This window comes from Halomonas caseinilytica, assembly GCF_001662305.1.
GTDB lineage: Bacteria > Pseudomonadota > Gammaproteobacteria > Pseudomonadales > Halomonadaceae > Halomonas > Halomonas caseinilytica.
The window spans coordinates 182,171-198,723 of the sequence record NZ_BDEP01000014.1 but is presented as its reverse complement, the minus strand read 5'-3'; the positions used below and the strand labels follow the sequence as shown (position 1 = coordinate 198,723).

Genomic DNA, 16,553 nt, shown 5'->3' with positions numbered 1-16,553 from the left:
AAGGCATCCATGGCGCGAGTCACTGTCGAAGATTGTCTGGAAAACGTCGAAAACCGCTTCAAGCTGGTCATGATTTCCACCCAGCGGGCCCGTCAGCTGTCCCGCGGCTCCCGTGACGCCCTGTTGCCGTGGGAAAACGACAAGCCCACCGTGATGGCGCTGCGCGAAATCGCCGCAGGCCTGGTGGACGCCAGCGTGCTGGACGAACCCCTGGAGGCCAGTACCCCGCCAGTGCGGCCAGATAATACCGAACAGGGTGCCCCCCTCGAGGAATGATCCCGGTCCCTCGGTTTTCCGCCGACGCCTCCTCCGGGCCATCACGAAGCATTCAGGGCGCGCCGTATGTTCACCATCGATGACCTGGCCGACCGCCTCGGCGGCTACCTACCCCAGGACGAGATCCAGCAGGTCAAGCGTGCCTTCTACTATGCCGAGCAGGCACACGATGGTCAGCGCCGTCGTTCCGGCGAGCCCTATGTGACGCATCCCCTGGCCGTCGCCAATATCCTTGCCAACATGCACATGGACCATCAGAGCCTGATGGCAGCCATGCTGCACGATGTCATCGAGGACACCGGCGTCGACAAGGAGGCCCTTGGCAAGCAGTTCGGCAAGCCGGTCGCGGAGCTCGTCGACGGCGTCTCCAAGCTGACCCAGATCACCTTCGAGGACAAGGCGGTCGCCCAGGCCGAGAATTTCCAGAAGATGGTGCTGGCGATGTCCCGGGACATCCGGGTGATCATCGTCAAGCTCGCCGATCGATTGCACAACATGCGCACTCTCGGCGCGCTGCGTCCCGAGAAGAAACGCCGCATCGCCCGCGAGACCCTGGAAATCTACGCGCGTGTCGCCAGCCGGCTGGGCATCAACACCATCCGCGTCGAGCTCGAGGACCTTTCCTTCCAGGCCCTCCACCCGATGCGCTCCGAACGCATCAAGCGTGCCGTGGCGAGCGCCCGGGGGCAGCGCCGTGCCTCCATTCGGCAGATACAGAACAGCCTGCAGAAGAGCCTCGACGACGAAGGCCTGAAAGGGTCGGTGATCGGCCGCCAGAAGCATCTACTGTCGATCTACCGAAAGATGCGCGACCAGCGGAAGTCGTTCGCCGAGATCATGGATGTCTTCGGCTTTCGCATCATCACCCAGGACGTGGATACCTGCTATCGCATCCTCGGCGTGGTGCACAACCTCTACAAGCCGGTGCCGGGTCGCTTCAAGGACTATATCGCCATTCCCAAGGCCAATGGCTACCAGAGCCTGCACACCACCCTGTTCGGCACCGGCGGCATGCCCATCGAGGTGCAGATCCGCACCCGGGAAATGGAGGCCATGGCCAACAACGGCATCGCCGCCCACTGGCTCTACAAGGCCGGCCAGACCGAGCACCCCATCGCCGAGGGCAGCCACGCCCGGGCCCGGGCGTGGGTCAAGGGACTGCTCGAGATGCAGCGCCATGCCGGGGATTCGCTCGAATTCATCGAGCACGTCAAAAACGACCTCTTCCCCGACGATATCTACGTGTTCACCCCCAAGGGCGACATCATGGAGCTGCCCCAGGGTGCGACGGTAATCGACTTCGCCTACAGCGTGCATACCGATATCGGCAACAGCTGCATCGCCTGTCGCATCGATCGTCACCTGGCACCGCTCTCCACCCGCCTGGAGAGCGGCCAGACCCTGGAGATCATCACCGCGCCCGGCGCACGCCCCAACCTGGCGTGGCTCAATGTGGTGGTCACCGCCAAGGCACGCTCGGCGATTCGCCACGCCCTCAAGCACCAGCAGCACACCGAGGCCGTCCAGCTCGGACGACGCCTGCTCAACAAGGCCCTGGCCACCTTCGAGACCAGCCTCGAGGAGTTGCCTTCCGGGCCCTTGGAAGCCCTGTTGGCGGAGAACGATCTGGCCGACGAAGAGGCATTGCTGACGTCCATCGGGCTCGGCACCCGAGTCGCCCATGTGGTCGCGCGACGCCTCGTCGACTACCAGCACGGCGACCATATGCCAGCGCCGACCGCCAGGAACCAGGTTCAGGGTCCCATCATGATCAGCGGTGCCGAAGGCATGGTGATCAAGTTCGCGCGTTGCTGTCATCCGCTGCCCGGCGACCCGGTGATCGGCCACCTCTCGGCCGGCAAGGGCATCGTCGTCCACCGGGCGGACTGCCGTAATCTCGCCGAGCTCCGCAGCGACCCGGACAAGCTGTTCGCCTTGAGCTGGTCCGATCAGATCGACGAAGACTTCCCGGTTCCGCTGCGCCTCGAGGTGGAGAGCCGGCGCGGCCTGGTGGCGGAACTGGCCAGCCTGATCACCGATGCGGATGCCAACATCGAGCGCATCGACATCGAAGAGCGCGATGCCCGCTTGTCGATTGTCAGCCTGACTCTGGCTGTGCGCGATCGTGTCCACCTGGCGCGCATCATCAAACGACTGCGCAACCTCTCGCACGTCGGCAAGATCACCCGACTCAGCAATTGATCCGTTCCGCCCTCGCCCGTCGCGGCAGCGGCGGGCGAGGTACTCCTTTTTATTTGTCGCGTTTCAACACAGCCACCACACGGAGAACACCATGAGCAACAAGGCTGTCATCAACACCGATCAGGCGCCCGCCGCCATCGGCCCTTACTCCCAGGCCATCAAGGCCGGCAACACCGTTTACCTGTCCGGCCAGATTCCCCTGGACCCGGCGACCATGGAGATCGTCTCCGACGACTTCGAGGCCCAGGCACGCCAGGTCTTCGCCAACCTCAAGGCCGTCTGCGAGGAAGCCGCCGGCGGCCTCAAGGACGTGGTCAAGCTCAACCTCTACCTGGTGGACCTGGACAACTTCGCCATCGTCAACCGGATCATGGAAGAAGTCTTCGACACGCCCTATCCAGCGCGCGCTGCCGTCGGCGTCAAGGCGCTGCCCAAGGGCAGTCAGGTCGAGGCCGAGGCGGTGTTGGTCATCGGTGACTGAGGAAAGGCGGATTCATTGAGCCATAACAGCTTGAATTTATGAGGCTCTTTCTCGCCCTGGTGCCGCCGCCGGCGCTCCGGCGGCGGTTCGGTGAACTCGCCGACACCGCCCACGCCCATTGCCGCGGACGGCGCGTTCCCGATGACAACCTGCACCTCACTCTGGCCTTTCTCGGCGAGCAGCCCGCGCAACGGGTCGAGCAGCTCGCCAACTGGCTGAGCAGCATACGCATTGTCCCGGGGCAATGGCGGCTTGATCGTTGGGGACACTTCGCCGGACCCGGCATCGTGTGGATCGGGGGGGAACCCGAAAGCCCTCTGGTGCAGCTTCAGCAGTCGCTGCGGGAAGAGCTGGAGGCCATCGGCATCGCCTCGCAGCCCAGGCGCTTCACGCCGCACGTCACCCTGCTGAGGCGTGCCGAACAGCCGCCCGGGCCATCCCTGCCCGACGTCGCCGAGGACTGGTCTTATACGCGGGCGGCACTGGTGCTCTCGGAACCCACTGACCAGGGGAGCCGTTACACGCCCCTCGCCTGGACTCGCGCATGAGCCGAACCAGCGTTCACGCTCAGCGTCAGCCCATGGCCGGATCCGGCAGATATCCCCCGGCTCGCAGCACCTGAGCATAGCCTTCCCGGTAACTGGGATAACGAAAGCGGTAGCCACTCTCGAGCAGGCGAGTATTGTCGCAACGCTTGCTGGCTCGCCGCCGCAATGGCGACTGAATGGTCTCGCTGGACTCGACCTTGAGCTGCCTGGCCAGCCAGGTCATCACTTCATGGATCGGCGCGGGTTCGCAGTCGCTGGCGAGATACAGCTCGTGCAACGTCTCGCCGGCCAGGGCGCGGTCGACCAGGTGGGCCAGCACACCGGCACAGTCATCCCGATGGATGCGATTGGAATACATGGTCGGCGTGGCGGCGGCAATGCGCCCTTCCCCAACCTGTCGAATCAGACGATCGCGCCCCGGGCCATAGATGCCCGAGAAACGCACCACACTGCCGGGCAGCCGATGCTCGATCAGGGCCTGTTCGGCCTCGCGCATCAGCTTGCCGGAAAAGCCCCTGGGTTCTGTCGGGCTCTCCTCGTCGACGACCTCGCCGTCCTGCTGGGCGTAGACACTGGTGGAAGAGACGAAGAAAATGTGACGAGGTGCCTGCGCACGCTCGGCGAATTCGGTGAGCACCGCCTTCAGACCATCAGGGTAAGCGGCACGATAGGCCTCTTCCTCGAAACGGTCGGCGCTGACCACATAGACCAGGATATCGGCATCCGGCAGCGCGGCCAGTGCCTCGGCATCACCAAGGTCCGCCGAGACCCCCTCGATGACCGTATCGGCCAGTTCGCGGGCATCTCGACGCACGCCGACGACCCGATGACCAGCCCCGTGCAGCTCCTTGCCCAGGACCGTGCCGATATCCCCACACCCAAGAATAAGCGTCGTCTTCTTCACCTTTGCTTCGCCCCCTGATAAAAAGTCCCTATCATATGAGTGAGCATACCCTGACGGCGGGACCCACTACGTATATAAGAGGATGCCCGGCACCACAATGACTCTAACAGAACTCCGTTATATCGTAACCTTGGCCCAGGAGCGCCACTTCGGACGCGCCGCCGAGCATTGCTTCGTTTCCCAGCCCACCCTGTCGGTCGCGGTGAAGAAACTCGAGGAAGAGCTTGGCGTGGCGCTTTTCGAGCGCTCGAAATCCACTGTTCAGGTGACGCCGCTGGGCGAGCGGATCGTCGAGCAGGCCCAGCGCGTGCTCGAACAGAGCAGCGTGATCAAGGAACTGGCCACCGCCGGCCGCGATCAACTGGCCAGCCCGCTGCGCATTGGTGCCATCTATACCATCGGCCCCTACCTGTTTCCGTACCTGGTGCCGGAGCTGAGCCGACGAGCGCCGCAGATGCCCCTCTACATCGAGGAAGGCTTCACCGGCGAGTTGCGTCGCAAGCTCCGCAGCGGCGAGCTGGACGCCATCATCGTGGCCCTGCCCTTTACCGAGACCGATGTGGTGACCAAGGCGCTCTATGAGGAGGACTTCGAAGTACTGATGCCCGCCGATCATGCCTGGGCGAATCGCGACAGCATCCCCAAGGAAGATCTGCTTCAGGAACGCCTCCTGCTGCTCGGCGAGGGTCATTGCTTCCGTGACCAGATCCTCGAAGCCTGTCCGGCCATCAGCCACAAGCTCAACAGCCCCAACAACACCCTCACCGCCGAAGGGGGATCGTTGGAGACCATTCGCCACATGGTCGCCTCACGGCTTGGCATCACGGTGCTGCCCAGCTCTGCCATCGGCAGCCACTATGAGCGTGGACTACTGACCAGCCGGCCCTTCGCACCGCCGGCACCCGGACGCACCGTGGCGATCGCCTGGCGCGCCAGCTTCCCGAGGCCCCAGGCCATCGACGCGGTGACCAACGCCATCGCACACTGTCGAGCACAGGAACCGGCCTTGGCATGAGCGAACTCGACGCCCCCGTTACCCACCTCAAGGGCGTCGGCGAGGCGCTGGCACTGAAACTGGCCCGCTTGCGGATCGACTCCGTGGCCGACCTGTTGTTTCACCTGCCGTTGCGCTATCAGGACCGTACCCGCGTGACCCCCATTGCTACCCTGCGCGCCGGGAGCGAAGCGGTAGTGGAAGGCGAGGTGGCGGCCGCGGAGGTGGTTCGGGGCCGCCGCCGCAGCCTGCTGGTGCGCCTGCGCGACGGCTCCGGCATTCTCAGCCTGCGCTTTTTTCATTTTTCCCCGGCCCAGCAGCAGCAGTTCCACGCCGGCACCCGTGTGCGCGCCTTCGGCGAAGCTCGCGCCGGTGCCACGGGGCTCGAGATCTACCATCCGGAATATCGACTGCTCAACGATGCCACCGCCCCGGTGGAAGATCACCTGACCCCCATTTACCCCACCACAGAGGGCCTTCACCAGACCCGGCTGCGCGCCTTGATCGGCCAGGCGCTGGCCCGCCTCGACGCGGCACCCGACGAGCTGCCGGAATGGCTGCCGGAGTCCCTGCGCCAGCGCTTCGCGCTCCCGGCCCTGCACGAATGCCTGCAGATCCTGCATCGTCCGCCACCGGATGCCGATCCCCAGGCCCTGGCCGAGGGTCAGCACCCTGCCACTCGCCGCCTGGCCCTGGAGGAACTGCTCGCCCATCAGTTGAGCCTGCGCGAGGTTCGCCTGCGCATCCAGCGTGACGGCGCTCCCTCGCTGCCCGACGGACGCGGCCTCCAGGCCCGCTTTCTCACCCAGCTGCCCTTTGCGCTGACCGGCGCCCAACGGCGCGTACTCGACGAGATTCGCGCCGATCTGGCCGGTGAAATGCCCATGCTGCGCCTGGTGCAAGGTGACGTAGGATCAGGCAAGACCGTGGTGGCCGCCATGGCGGCACTGTCGGCCATCGCCGGAGATTGCCAGGCTGCCATCATGGCGCCCACCGAGATCCTCGCCGAACAGCATTACCGCGCTTTCCGAGCCTGGTTCGAACCCCTCGGCATCGATGTGGCCTGGCTGTCCGGCAAGCTCAAGGGAAAAGCGCGACTCGACACCAAGGCGGCGATTCACGATGGCCGAGCGCGAATGGTGGTCGGCACCCATGCGCTCTTCCAGGGCGATGTGCACTTTCAGCGCCTGGGGCTGGCGATCATCGACGAACAGCATCGCTTCGGGGTCCACCAGCGCCTGGCGCTGCGCGAGAAAGGCGAGGCCGGCGGACTCACGCCACACCAGTTGGTGATGACCGCCACCCCCATCCCGCGCACCCTGGCAATGAGCGCCTACGCCGACCTGGATGTCTCGGTGATCGACGAGCTTCCTCCTGGCCGCACGCCGGTGAAGACCGCGGTAGTACCGGATGAACGTCGCCCGGACGTGGTCGAACGAATTCGTCACGCCTGTGCCGAGGGTCGCCAGGCCTACTGGGTCTGCACCCTGATCGAGGAATCCGAGGCACTGCAGTGCCAGGCCGCCGAGGCAACCCGGGATGAGCTGGTGGAGGCCCTGCCGGGCCTGCACATCGGCCTGGTGCATGGTCGCATGAAGGCCAGCGAGAAGGCCGAGGTAATGTCCGCCTTCAAGGAAGGCGAACTGGACCTGCTGGTGGCCACCACCGTGATCGAGGTGGGGGTCGACGTGCCCAATGCCAGCCTGATGATCATCGAGAATCCCGAGCGACTGGGCCTGTCACAGCTTCATCAGTTGCGCGGCCGGGTCGGCCGGGGCTCCACCGAGAGCTATTGCCTGCTGCTCTACCATCCGCCGCTCTCCGAGACCTCGCGACAGCGCCTCACGGTGATGCGCGAGACCACCGATGGCTTCCGCATCGCCGAACGCGACCTGGAAATTCGCGGGCCCGGCGAGGTACTGGGCACCCGGCAGACCGGCCTGGCGCAGATGAAGATCGCCGATCTGGAACGCGATGCCGACCTGCTGCCGCACGTCTCGCCCCTGGCCGAGGCCCTGCTGGCCACTCACCCGGAAGCCAGCCAGCCGCTGATCCGACGCTGGCTCGGTGAAACGGCCGACCGTTATGGGCAGGTCTAGGCAAAAGAAGCAAGAGATGTTGCTGCCAGACAGGCCAACGGGGCGAGCTTTTCTTAAAGCTTACAGCTTCTAACTTACGACTCCGGGTGCAGCCCGGCATCTTCAGACTCATCGGAATGATCGAGTCTCGCCGCTGCCTGCCGCAGCGGCATCAGTTGCTGACCGATCAGCGCCAGTTGGGTACGCAGCAAGGGGGACTCACCCGGGGTCGGCTCGGTATCCAGAGCGGCCAGCCCCGTCGACAGCGCCGTGTCCTTTTCGTCTACGGGCAAGCGCTCGCTCAGCGCGCTGGCCAACCTCCCCAATGATGACTCAATGGCCTCAGCCGCCACCTCGATGGATCCATCGCACGGTGTGCTCTCCGTGTCTCGATGGGCCCCGAGTGCCGAGAGGTAATTGAGCAAGGTGTGGGAGTGAAGCAGGAAGCGCAGCCCGACATCGGCATCCCGGCGAAAGAACTCAGGCTCCTGCAACACATTGCCGATCAGCGTCGAGAGCTCGGCATCGGCATTGTGGGCATTGCGTCGCGCCAGTCGATAGCCGAGATCGTCGCGCTTGCCATGGCGATACTGATCGATGATCGCGACGAAATAGGCGCGGCTGGCGTCCAGGGTCGTCGCCGCCTGATGATGCAGCCGGCGGCCTTGCCAGTCGGGCAGGATCAGCAGCACCGCCAGCCCCGCGATACCGGCACCCAGCAAGGTATCGAACAGGCGTGGCCAGATCAGCCCGAAGCCATCGCCCACTTGGTTGAAGCAGCACAGCACCATCAGGGTGATCGAAGCCGTGGCCAGCAGGTAGCGCCGTCCGCGCAGGGCGAAGAAGGCGACCCCGGCCAGCACCGCGATGGCCACCTGGATCGATGCGGCAGGAAACAGCGTGATCAACGCCCAGCCGGCCACCAGACCGACCACCGTGCCCAGGATGCGCTGCCTCAGGAAACGTCGCGTCGCTCCGAAGCTGGGTCGGCAGACGAAGAGACTGGTCAGCAGGATCCAGTACCCTTGGGTGGGATGAATCAAGTGCAGCATTCCGTACCCCGCCAGCAGAGTCACGGTCAGGCGCACGGCATGGCGAAACACCGCCGACCGCGGGGTCAACTGGTCAAGGATGCGTTCCCCAATGTCCCGCACGCCATGCGGTGTCCGGTCATAGAGGGCCGCATCCGCACGCGGCGTCGTGGCCTCGGGATTGCTGGCACTGGCCAGGCGCTTCTCCAGGGTCGCCAGGTTATCGGCCAGGGCACTCAGGAAGGGAAGCAGGGAGCGCCATTCAGGGCGATCCTGCTGGTCGAGATGAACCAGAGAAGCATTCAGGTCCTCCAGCGCGCGCTCGCTTCGCGCGTGCTCGAAGGCACGATTGAGCAAGAGCGAACTGGACAGGGCCCGGCAGGCCTGTCCCTGCTGGTCGAGCAGCCGTTGGGCGCGGAACAGCACGTCATGATGGAAGAAGGCCTCGGTCAGCTCCCCATAGGGATAATGCGTTGAGCTGGCACGTTCATGGATATCCTGGGCGATGAAATAAAGCTGCAGGTAGCGATCCAGCTTGCCGCTCCCCCGAGTTCCCTGCAGGCGCCGGAAGATCATCTCCTTGGCCTGGTTGAGCGCCTCGACCACGCGCCCGTTCTGTCGCGCCAGAGCCAGGCGGCGTTCCTCGACGTCCAGGTCGCGCAAGGGCTCGAACAACGCCGACTTGAGCGCCAGGTAACGACCCAGTTCACGAAAGAGACGCGCCAGGGAGAGTTTCAGGGGCTGACGCGAGAAGAGGGCGCACCAGACAACCGAGATCGCGCCATACCAGGCCGCGCCGACAACCAGCAAGGCAGGCTCGCGCCAGACATCGCCCAGAGCCGGGTTGCCGCGATGTTCGAGGCTGATCATGGTGTAGATCGCCAGGATCAGCGTGGCGCTGGCAATGGTCGCATAGCGCTGATTCACCGCACCGAGCATGGTCATGGAAAAGGTCGCCAGCGCCAGCCCGAAGGCGAACCATCCCGGCTTGTCGAACAGCAGCTCCACCGCCAGCGATGCCACCGTGAAGCAGCACAGGGTCACCAACAGGGCTCGTAGCCGGTCTCGCCAGTGGTCGTCCGTCTCGGCCAGGGCGCTGGCGATGATTCCCAGGAACAGAGGAATCAGGCTGTTCATGTCATCGCGCCACCAGCAAAGGATGACGGTGCCGGTCAGGGCGATGAAGACGCGCAGGCTGTAGGCAAAGGACTCCAGGGTCCAGAGGCGACGCAGGGGCTGGGAGAGGGAAGGCGGCAGCATAGGCTCCGTAGGCATCATGGACAGCGTGGCGTCAGTGCAGGATGACGCTCGATACTAGACTTTAGTATAACGCTTCCTCAGCAGTTCGCCGACGCCTCGGCCGCAAAGAGCCGGCTTGCGGCCCTTTCAGATATCGCGCAGCAACTTCTGTAACCGGTTCAAGTCACCGGAATCGCCGACCAGACGCACCTTGCCTGCCATCATGCCGTCGAGGAAGGCTTGCTGGGTCGGCTTGCGAAGGATGCGTACCGCAGAGGCGGCATCCTCGAAACGCAGCTCCAGATCGAGATCCACCGGCAGGCCAGTGCCGGTCTCGATACCTTGCGGCGACATCCGGTAATGACGGGCAATGGAGAGATCTTCGGTGGCGATACCCCAGTCCAGCCCACGCATCTCGGTCAGGCGTTCACGGAATCGGGACTTCCGGCGCAGGGCTCGCTTGAGCAGCACACCCAGCACCCACAACATCACTCGAAGCTTCATGCAGGGATATCCGAGGCTGTTTCGGGAGGGAAATTCACGGCCCGCCACAATGGCGGGCCGTGCCGGGACGGGCCTTTACTTGGCAACAGCGTCCTTGAGCCCTTTGCCCGGCTTGAAAGCCACCGTCTTGCTGGCCGGGATGGTAAGCGGCTCACCGGTCTGGGGGTTCTTGCCGGTGCGGGCAGCTCGCTCGCGCACGGTGAAGGTTCCAAAACCGATCAATGACACATCCTTCCCGTCGGACACACTGCCGGTAATCTCATCGAGAATGACATTGAGTACCTGACTGGCCTTGTCCTTGGATAGATCGGCACGCTCGGCAATCGCCGCGGCGAGTTCTGGTTTGCGCATACAGCCCTCCTTGTTTGACATCCTACCGGTGTCGTCCCACCGGCACTCTTGTTCTTCGGGTTCTTCGACCATGAATCGTTCGACTCCGCCCATCGCACGGCCATCGGCAACCCTGTCTCGAAGGACCCGGGCCCCATGGGCGACAGCCTCGTTGGTGACACGCCAAGTGGTGCCCGCTCACAACGGCCGACAACCGGAGACACCGGGTGGCGCCGTCGTCGACGACTCTAGCCTAGCAACGGCGGAGCGATCCGCGCCAGTTCGACTTTCCGACGTACCTGGCTTCCCGTCAACGCAAATCCGATCAAACGTCCGTCTTCGGCTTCGGCCAGGGCGCTCAGATCTCGTCCCTCACCCTCGATGCGCCAGCCTGCGGGCGTCTCTCGCGGCGGCAATGAGACGACCGGCAACAACGGGGTCTTCACCAGTACCGGCCAGGGTCCATAACGCACGGCGGTGGGGGTGCCGGCAAGCGTCGCCGCCAGCGCCTTGGCACTGGCCTGCAGCGGCTGGACGTACATGGCGTTGATGCCATCGACGCACGCGACGTCCCCCAAGGCATGAATACCCGGCACCGAGGTGGCGAGATAACGATCGGTACGAATTCCCTCGGGACCCACCGACAGTCCCGCCGCCTCGGCAAGCTCGGTGCGCGGCCGCAGTCCGGTGGCCACCAGCACCAGATCGGCTTCGAGGTCGGTGCCGTCGTCGAGGGTGACGCCGGCCCGGGCGCCGGCATCGGTCAACTCGACCACGCTGCGACCTGTGTGCAGCACGATACCGGCCTCGACGAAGGCCTCGCCAAGTGCATGGCCCAGAGGTTCCGGCAACAGGCGCGGCAAGGGAGCGGCCTCCGGCGCGATCATCTCGACGGCGTGTCCGCCAGCGGTCAGGTCGTTGGCATACTCGCAGCCCACCAGGCCGATGCCGACGATGGCCACTCTCGCCGGCCTGCCCAGCGCCTCCAGGGCGGCGTGGAAAGCGCGATAATCATCGAGATCGTTGATGGTGAAGACCCGTCCGGCCAGGGACTCGGGAATGGCAAAGGGCGGCGTGGGCACCGCGCCGGTGGCCAGCACCAGCTCATCAAAGGGCAGGCGCTCGGCACCGATGACCAGCTGGCGCTCGGCCGGCTCGATGGCATCGACACGCGTCCGGGTACGCACCACCACATCGAGCGTCTCGGCGACGTCGAAAGCGGAACGGCTGGCCAGGCGCTCGGGAGGCAGGCGCTTGGAGAAGCCGGTGGACAGCATCGGCTTGGAGTAATCGTCACCGCTGTCGGCGGTGAGCAGCGTGATCGGCCGCTCCGGCTGCTGGGCACGCAGTTGGCGTACCAGGCCGAGACCAGCCATGCCGGAGCCGATAAGGGTCAGGGGAGCGGTCATGAAAATCCTCGTTGCACGGGCCGCCAGGCCCACCACGGGGCGGTATGTCGACCCGACATGGTACACTAGACGCCCCCGGGATAGGACGCGGAGAGCACGAATTGCGCAACGACCCATCACTCGAACCCCGATGGCGTCCCCTGGCGGCTGTCCGTCCGGACATGAGCCCCAGCTGGTGGGATTGGTTGGCCACCCAGGATTCGCTGACCGAGCGACTGATCGAGGCCGGCCATCCACGCCGCTTCCGGGTCCGGCTGCTCGACCAGCGTCATGGCTATCCGAGCCGCGACGAATCCCTCGCCCTGGGCCTGACGATGCACCAGCTCGCCTGGGTCCGTGAAGTGGCGTTGTGCCTGGACGATCGTCCCTGGGTCATGGCTCGCTCGGTCGCACCGCTGAATCCCGCTCACGACCACTACCGGCTGGAGCGGCTCGGCGAGCGCTCCATGGGCAGTTGGCTGTTCCGCCAACCCGATCTCGAACGCGGTCCGATCGAGATCTGCGCAACCTCGGGCCCCTTTTGCGATGCCGAAGGTCCCTGGGGACGCCGCTCGATCCTGCGACATGACCGTTTCACGGTACTCGTTCAGGAGTTCTTCCAGCAGGCCATGGTGGATGATCTTGGCTTGCCTTCACGTTAGGCTAGACACTCTTGAAAAGTGACTGCGCTCGTCCACTTTTCAGACAGCGCCCGTAAACCGTGTCCGCGCCCGCCGCGCTCTCCGCCCCGGACGAGGCATCCGGCAGGGCCGCTCCATGCGAGAGAACCTGATGGATTCATCCCTGATGCGCCCTTCCGGGCTGGCCCGACTCCCCGATTTCCTGCATCTCACCCGCCTCGACCGGCCCATCGGTACCTGGCTGTTGATGTGGCCGACCCTCTGGGCACTTTGGATGGCGGCCCAGGGCGTTCCCGAGCGCCGGATCGTGCTGGTCTTCGTCGCCGGCGTCTATCTGATGCGCGCCGCAGGCTGCGTGGTCAACGATTACGCCGACCGGCATTTCGACGGTCACGTCAAGCGCACCCGCAACCGCCCTCTCGCCACGGGCCGGATCAGTGAGCGGGAGGCCAAGGGACTTTTCGTCACTCTGGTGCTGCTCGCCTTCGTCCTGGTGTGGTTCACCAATCCTTTTACAGTGATGCTGTCGGTCGGTGGCGTTTTCCTCGCCTTCATCTATCCCTTCATGAAGCGCTACACCCATCTTCCCCAGGTCTTCCTGGGTGCCGCCTTCTCCTGGGGCATTCCCATGGCATTCGGCGCGGTGCTCGGCCATATTCCGACCGAAGCCTGGCTGCTGATGGCGGCCAACGTGGCCTGGACCGTGGCCTATGATACCGAGTATGCGATGGTCGACCGGGATGACGACCTGAAGATCGGCATCAAGTCCACAGCCGTGCTGTTCGGTCGCGCCGACAAGCTGATGATCGGCCTGCTGCAGTTCGTCACCCTGGCCCTGCTGGCCAAAGTGGGGCTATCGTTGAGCCTGGGCGGCTTCTTCTGGCTGGGGCTGGCCGCCATGGCGGCGACCTTCGTGCACCAGCAGCGCTTGATCCATGGTCGGGATCGCGACCGCTGCTTCCAGGCCTTCCTCAACAATCATTGGTCGGGCCTGCTGGTCTTTGCGGGTATTGGACTCTCCTGGTGGCCATCGCTCGGCGGCTGAAATCGGTTCCCACAAGAAGGCGACAAGACGAGGTTGTCACGGTATTGTCATAAAGAAATGCTGTCATCGTCACCGACTTGTCATTGACCTTGACCATGAGGCCCCGGGATGACCGCCAAGACCGTACTGATCGTCGATGATGAAGCGCCGATCCGCGAAATGATCGCCGTTGCGCTGGAGATGGCCGACTATCATGTCCTCGAGGCGGACAATGCCCAGACCGCCCATGCCATGATCGTCGACCACCAACCTGATCTGGTACTGCTCGACTGGATGATGCCCGGGACCAGCGGCATCGAGCTCGCTCGCCGCCTGAAGCGCGAGGAGGCCACCGCCGAGCTGCCACTCATCATGCTCACGGCCAAGAGCGAAGAGGACAACAAGATCCAGGGGCTGGAATCCGGCGCCGACGACTATATCACCAAGCCCTTTTCGCCCCGGGAACTGGTTGCCCGTCTCAAGGCGGTGCTGCGCCGCTCGACGCCCCATGGCGTCGAGGATCCGGTGGAAGTCGACGGCCTGATACTCGACCCGGTCAGCCACCGCGTCAGCGTCGACGGCAAGTCCCTGGAAGTCGGTCCTACCGAATATCGCCTGTTGCAGTTCTTCATGACTCACCAGGAACGCGCCTACACACGAGGACAATTGCTCGACCAGGTATGGGGAGGCAACGTCTATGTCGAGGAGCGTACCGTGGATGTGCACATTCGCCGCCTGCGCAAGGCGCTGGGCGACCCGTACCAGCAGTTGATCCAGACCGTGCGTGGTACGGGCTACCGTTTCTCCGCCAAGGGCTGACGTGAGTCGGCTCTGGAAACGAGAACTCTGGCGCCTGGTGGGCTTGACCGCCATCGGTGCCCTGATCGGCTGGCCCTTCTCCGCCATCGGCGCCGGTATCGCGGTGGCCCTGGCGCTCCAGCTAGCCTATCAGCTGCGCCAGTTGCACGCCCTGCACGAATGGCTGGCCCATCATCCGCATGATGAGCCTCCGGCCGCTTCGGGGCTGTGGGGCGAGCTGTTCGATCGCCTCTACCGCTACCAGAAGGGCCAGCGCATTACCCAGCGACGCCTGCGCGACACCTTGAGGCGGATCCAGGAATCCTCCGAGGCGATGCGCGACAGCGTGGTCATGCTCGACCGCCATGGCGACATGGAATGGTGGAACAGTGCCGCCGAACGCATGCTGGGACTTAAGCCCGCCCATGACCGCGGCCAGCACATCACCAACCTGCTGCGCGATCCACGCTTCATCGACTACTTTCAGGCTCGCGATTATCGCGAACCCCTGACATTGAACTCCCCCATCGACGAGCAGATGATCCTGCAGTTCCAGATCACCCTGTACGGCGACGATGAACGCCTGGTGATGGCCCGCGATATCACGCGCTTGCATCGCCTCGAGCAGATGCGGCGCGACTTCGTGGCCAACGTCTCCCATGAGCTGCGGACACCTTTGACGGTACTGAGCGGCTATCTGGAAACCTATGGCGACATGGCCGATCAGTTGCCCGGCCGACTGGGACGCGGTTTCGAGCAGATGCGCAGCCAGACGACGCGAATGCAGAACCTGGTCAACGACCTGCTGCTGCTGTCAAGGCTCGAGATCGATCAGGGCGGTCAGGACGACACTCCCATCGATCTCACCGGCCTGCTGGATCATGTCCGCCGCGATGCCGAGGCGCTTTCCGACGGCCGCCATCATTTCGACGTGGAGATCGACGAATCCCGCCGCCTGCTCGGCAGCGAGAAGGAAATCCACAGCGCCTTGTCCAACCTCGCCTTCAACGCCGTGCGCTATGCCGGGGAACAAAGCCATATCGTCCTGCGCTGGACACGCCATGCAGGCGGCGCCTGCCTGGAGGTGGAAGACGACGGCGAGGGGATCGACTCGCACCACATTCCGCGCCTCACCGAACGCTTCTACCGGGTCGACAAAGGGCGCAGCACGGCCACCGGAGGCACCGGGCTAGGCCTGGCCATCGTCAAGCACGTGCTGCTGCGCCACGACGCACGGCTCGAGATCGATTCCCGCCTCGGCGAAGGCGCCACCTTTCGCTGCGTGTTTCCCGATGAGCGGCTGGTCGCCGCCGAAAGCGACAGCGGCCGCCAACAGCAAGCCTGATCCCTGGTATCGTTCAGCGCGACCGGGGCGGGACGATACCTTCGCCGATCGGGGCGAGTTCCCGATAATGGCGATCCCACATCAACACCGCAGCGGCCACGGCGCCGGGCAGCAGGAAGAGGTTGGCCAGGGGCACCCAGGTGATCAGCGTCACCCAGCCGCCATAGGTCAGGGTCGACCAACGGCGCGCCGCAAGCCGCCGGCGCATGTCGGCGAAGCTCACCTTGTTGTTGTCCATGGGATAATCGAGATAGGTGATGGCCATGGTCCAGGCCGTGAAGGCGCCCCACAGCAGTGGTGCGATCAGGTTGATCACGGGAATCCAGCTGATCACGAACAGGATCGCCATGCGCGGCAGGATGTAGGCCAGCTTGACCAACTCGCGCCCGAGGGCATCGATGCCGGCACGCACCAGGCTCCGATCGTCCAGCGGTGCACGCCCGGTCACCTCGATCTCGACCTTTTCCGCCAGAAAGCCGTAGAAAGGCGCGGCGATCAGGTGCGTCACCAGGGTGAAGGTAAAGAACACGATCAGCACCAGACTGATCACGAACAACGGCCAGATCAGCCAGGAGAGCCAATCGAGCCATCCCGGCACCATCGCCATCCAGCCGTCCAGCCAGCCACCGAAATGGCTCAGCACATAAGTCAGCATGCTCCCGTAGACGAGCAGGTTGGCAAGTATCGGCAGGAACACATAGCGCCGCAGCCCGCGCGTATAGACCAGGCGAGTCCCCCGGGAAAGCGCCGTGAAAGCATCCAGCATGGGT

At 64.4% G+C, this 16,553-nt stretch carries 16 protein-coding genes; 10 read left to right on the top strand and 6 right to left on the bottom strand.

Annotation, left to right across the window (positions count from 1 at the left end):
* Positions 1 to 9 precede the first annotated feature (9 nt).
* The 4 genes from rpoZ to thpR all read left to right on the top strand — a co-directional run bounded on the left by rpoZ (position 10) and on the right by thpR (position 3,507).
* Positions 10 to 276: a DNA-directed RNA polymerase subunit omega gene (gene rpoZ, locus A9O65_RS08625; protein ID WP_064699972.1), complete on the top strand. Its 267-nt coding sequence runs from the start codon at positions 10 to 12 to the stop codon at positions 274 to 276.
* Positions 277 to 342: 66 nt separating this feature from the next.
* Positions 343 to 2,478: a RelA/SpoT family protein gene (locus A9O65_RS08620; RefSeq protein ID WP_064701872.1), complete on the top strand. Its 2,136-nt coding sequence runs from the start codon at positions 343 to 345 to the stop codon at positions 2,476 to 2,478.
* A gap of 91 nt (positions 2,479 to 2,569) precedes the next feature.
* A complete protein-coding gene (ridA, locus tag A9O65_RS08615) occupies positions 2,570 to 2,959 on the top strand; it encodes a RidA family protein (RefSeq protein WP_064699970.1) in 390 nt (129 codons plus the stop codon).
* 38 nt (positions 2,960 to 2,997) lie between these two features.
* Positions 2,998 to 3,507, top strand: coding sequence for an RNA 2',3'-cyclic phosphodiesterase (gene thpR, locus A9O65_RS08610; RefSeq protein WP_064701871.1), 510 nt, complete (start codon positions 2,998 to 3,000; stop codon positions 3,505 to 3,507).
* 25 nt (positions 3,508 to 3,532) lie between these two features.
* Here thpR and A9O65_RS08605 read toward each other — a convergent pair whose 3' ends face one another.
* On the bottom strand, positions 3,533 to 4,411 hold the full coding sequence (locus A9O65_RS08605) for an SDR family oxidoreductase (RefSeq protein ID WP_064701870.1): 879 nt from the start codon (positions 4,409 to 4,411) through the stop codon (positions 3,533 to 3,535).
* Between the two features lie 97 nt (positions 4,412 to 4,508).
* Here A9O65_RS08605 and A9O65_RS08600 point away from each other — a divergent pair, with 97 nt between their 5' ends.
* Positions 4,509 to 5,426 (top strand): hydrogen peroxide-inducible genes activator, encoded by a 918-nt coding sequence (locus A9O65_RS08600; protein ID WP_064699967.1) that lies wholly within the window; start codon positions 4,509 to 4,511, stop codon positions 5,424 to 5,426.
* The gene (recG, locus tag A9O65_RS08595) at positions 5,423 to 7,504 is read left to right on the top strand and encodes an ATP-dependent DNA helicase RecG (RefSeq protein WP_064699966.1); all 2,082 of its coding nucleotides are present in this window, start codon (positions 5,423 to 5,425) and stop codon (positions 7,502 to 7,504) included. Before A9O65_RS08600 ends, recG begins: the two co-directional genes overlap by 4 nt.
* A gap of 74 nt (positions 7,505 to 7,578) precedes the next feature.
* Here recG and yccS read toward each other — a convergent pair whose 3' ends face one another.
* From yccS to A9O65_RS08575, 4 genes are all read right to left on the bottom strand, one after another.
* Complete coding sequence (gene yccS, locus A9O65_RS08590; RefSeq protein ID WP_064701869.1) at positions 7,579 to 9,774, bottom strand: YccS family putative transporter; 2,196 nt, start codon at positions 9,772 to 9,774, stop codon at positions 7,579 to 7,581.
* Between the two features lie 126 nt (positions 9,775 to 9,900).
* Complete coding sequence (locus A9O65_RS08585; protein WP_064699962.1) at positions 9,901 to 10,257, bottom strand: hypothetical protein; 357 nt, start codon at positions 10,255 to 10,257, stop codon at positions 9,901 to 9,903.
* A 75-nt stretch (positions 10,258 to 10,332) separates the two neighbouring features.
* Positions 10,333 to 10,608 (bottom strand): HU family DNA-binding protein, encoded by a 276-nt coding sequence (locus A9O65_RS08580; RefSeq protein ID WP_064699961.1) that lies wholly within the window; start codon positions 10,606 to 10,608, stop codon positions 10,333 to 10,335.
* Positions 10,609 to 10,835: 227 nt separating this feature from the next.
* The gene (locus tag A9O65_RS08575; RefSeq protein ID WP_064699960.1) at positions 10,836 to 11,996 is read right to left on the bottom strand and encodes an NAD(P)/FAD-dependent oxidoreductase; all 1,161 of its coding nucleotides are present in this window, start codon (positions 11,994 to 11,996) and stop codon (positions 10,836 to 10,838) included.
* 101 nt (positions 11,997 to 12,097) lie between these two features.
* On the opposite strand from A9O65_RS08575, the gene A9O65_RS08570 reads away from it, so the two are divergent.
* The 4 genes from A9O65_RS08570 to phoR all read left to right on the top strand — a co-directional run bounded on the left by A9O65_RS08570 (position 12,098) and on the right by phoR (position 15,783).
* Positions 12,098 to 12,637 (top strand): chorismate--pyruvate lyase family protein, encoded by a 540-nt coding sequence (locus tag A9O65_RS08570; protein WP_064701868.1) that lies wholly within the window; start codon positions 12,098 to 12,100, stop codon positions 12,635 to 12,637.
* A gap of 130 nt (positions 12,638 to 12,767) precedes the next feature.
* A complete protein-coding gene (ubiA, locus tag A9O65_RS08565; RefSeq protein ID WP_064700015.1) occupies positions 12,768 to 13,661 on the top strand; it encodes a 4-hydroxybenzoate octaprenyltransferase in 894 nt (297 codons plus the stop codon).
* Positions 13,662 to 13,769: 108 nt separating this feature from the next.
* Positions 13,770 to 14,459, top strand: coding sequence for a phosphate regulon transcriptional regulator PhoB (phoB, locus tag A9O65_RS08560; RefSeq protein ID WP_064699958.1), 690 nt, complete (start codon positions 13,770 to 13,772; stop codon positions 14,457 to 14,459).
* A gap of 1 nt (position 14,460) precedes the next feature.
* Positions 14,461 to 15,783 (top strand): phosphate regulon sensor histidine kinase PhoR, encoded by a 1,323-nt coding sequence (gene phoR / locus A9O65_RS08555; RefSeq protein WP_064699957.1) that lies wholly within the window; start codon positions 14,461 to 14,463, stop codon positions 15,781 to 15,783.
* A gap of 13 nt (positions 15,784 to 15,796) precedes the next feature.
* On the opposite strand, the gene cysZ is transcribed toward phoR, so the two are convergent.
* The gene (gene cysZ / locus A9O65_RS08550) at positions 15,797 to 16,549 is read right to left on the bottom strand and encodes a sulfate transporter CysZ (RefSeq protein WP_064699956.1); all 753 of its coding nucleotides are present in this window, start codon (positions 16,547 to 16,549) and stop codon (positions 15,797 to 15,799) included.
* Positions 16,550 to 16,553 lie beyond the last annotated feature (4 nt).

What these genes read in the sequence shown, in the direction of transcription:
- rpoZ (WP_064699972.1), top strand. Translation starts at nt 10, where the DNA reads ATGGCGCGAGTCACTGTCGAAGATTGTCTGGAAAACGTCGAAAACCGC.
- A9O65_RS08620 (WP_064701872.1), top strand. Translation starts at nt 343, where the DNA reads ATGTTCACCATCGATGACCTGGCCGACCGCCTCGGCGGCTACCTACCC.
- ridA (WP_064699970.1), top strand. Translation starts at nt 2,570, where the DNA reads ATGAGCAACAAGGCTGTCATCAACACCGATCAGGCGCCCGCCGCCATC.
- thpR (WP_064701871.1), top strand. Translation starts at nt 2,998, where the DNA reads ATGAGGCTCTTTCTCGCCCTGGTGCCGCCGCCGGCGCTCCGGCGGCGG.
- A9O65_RS08600 (WP_064699967.1), top strand. Translation starts at nt 4,509, where the DNA reads ATGACTCTAACAGAACTCCGTTATATCGTAACCTTGGCCCAGGAGCGC.
- recG (WP_064699966.1), top strand. Translation starts at nt 5,423, where the DNA reads ATGAGCGAACTCGACGCCCCCGTTACCCACCTCAAGGGCGTCGGCGAG.
- yccS (WP_064701869.1), bottom strand. Translation starts at nt 9,774, where the DNA reads ATGCTGCCGCCTTCCCTCTCCCAGCCCCTGCGTCGCCTCTGGACCCTG.
- A9O65_RS08585 (WP_064699962.1), bottom strand. Translation starts at nt 10,257, where the DNA reads ATGAAGCTTCGAGTGATGTTGTGGGTGCTGGGTGTGCTGCTCAAGCGA.
- A9O65_RS08580 (WP_064699961.1), bottom strand. Translation starts at nt 10,608, where the DNA reads ATGCGCAAACCAGAACTCGCCGCGGCGATTGCCGAGCGTGCCGATCTA.
- A9O65_RS08575 (WP_064699960.1), bottom strand. Translation starts at nt 11,996, where the DNA reads ATGACCGCTCCCCTGACCCTTATCGGCTCCGGCATGGCTGGTCTCGGC.
- ubiA (WP_064700015.1), top strand. Translation starts at nt 12,768, where the DNA reads ATGGATTCATCCCTGATGCGCCCTTCCGGGCTGGCCCGACTCCCCGAT.
- phoB (WP_064699958.1), top strand. Translation starts at nt 13,770, where the DNA reads ATGACCGCCAAGACCGTACTGATCGTCGATGATGAAGCGCCGATCCGC.
- cysZ (WP_064699956.1), bottom strand. Translation starts at nt 16,549, where the DNA reads ATGCTGGATGCTTTCACGGCGCTTTCCCGGGGGACTCGCCTGGTCTAT.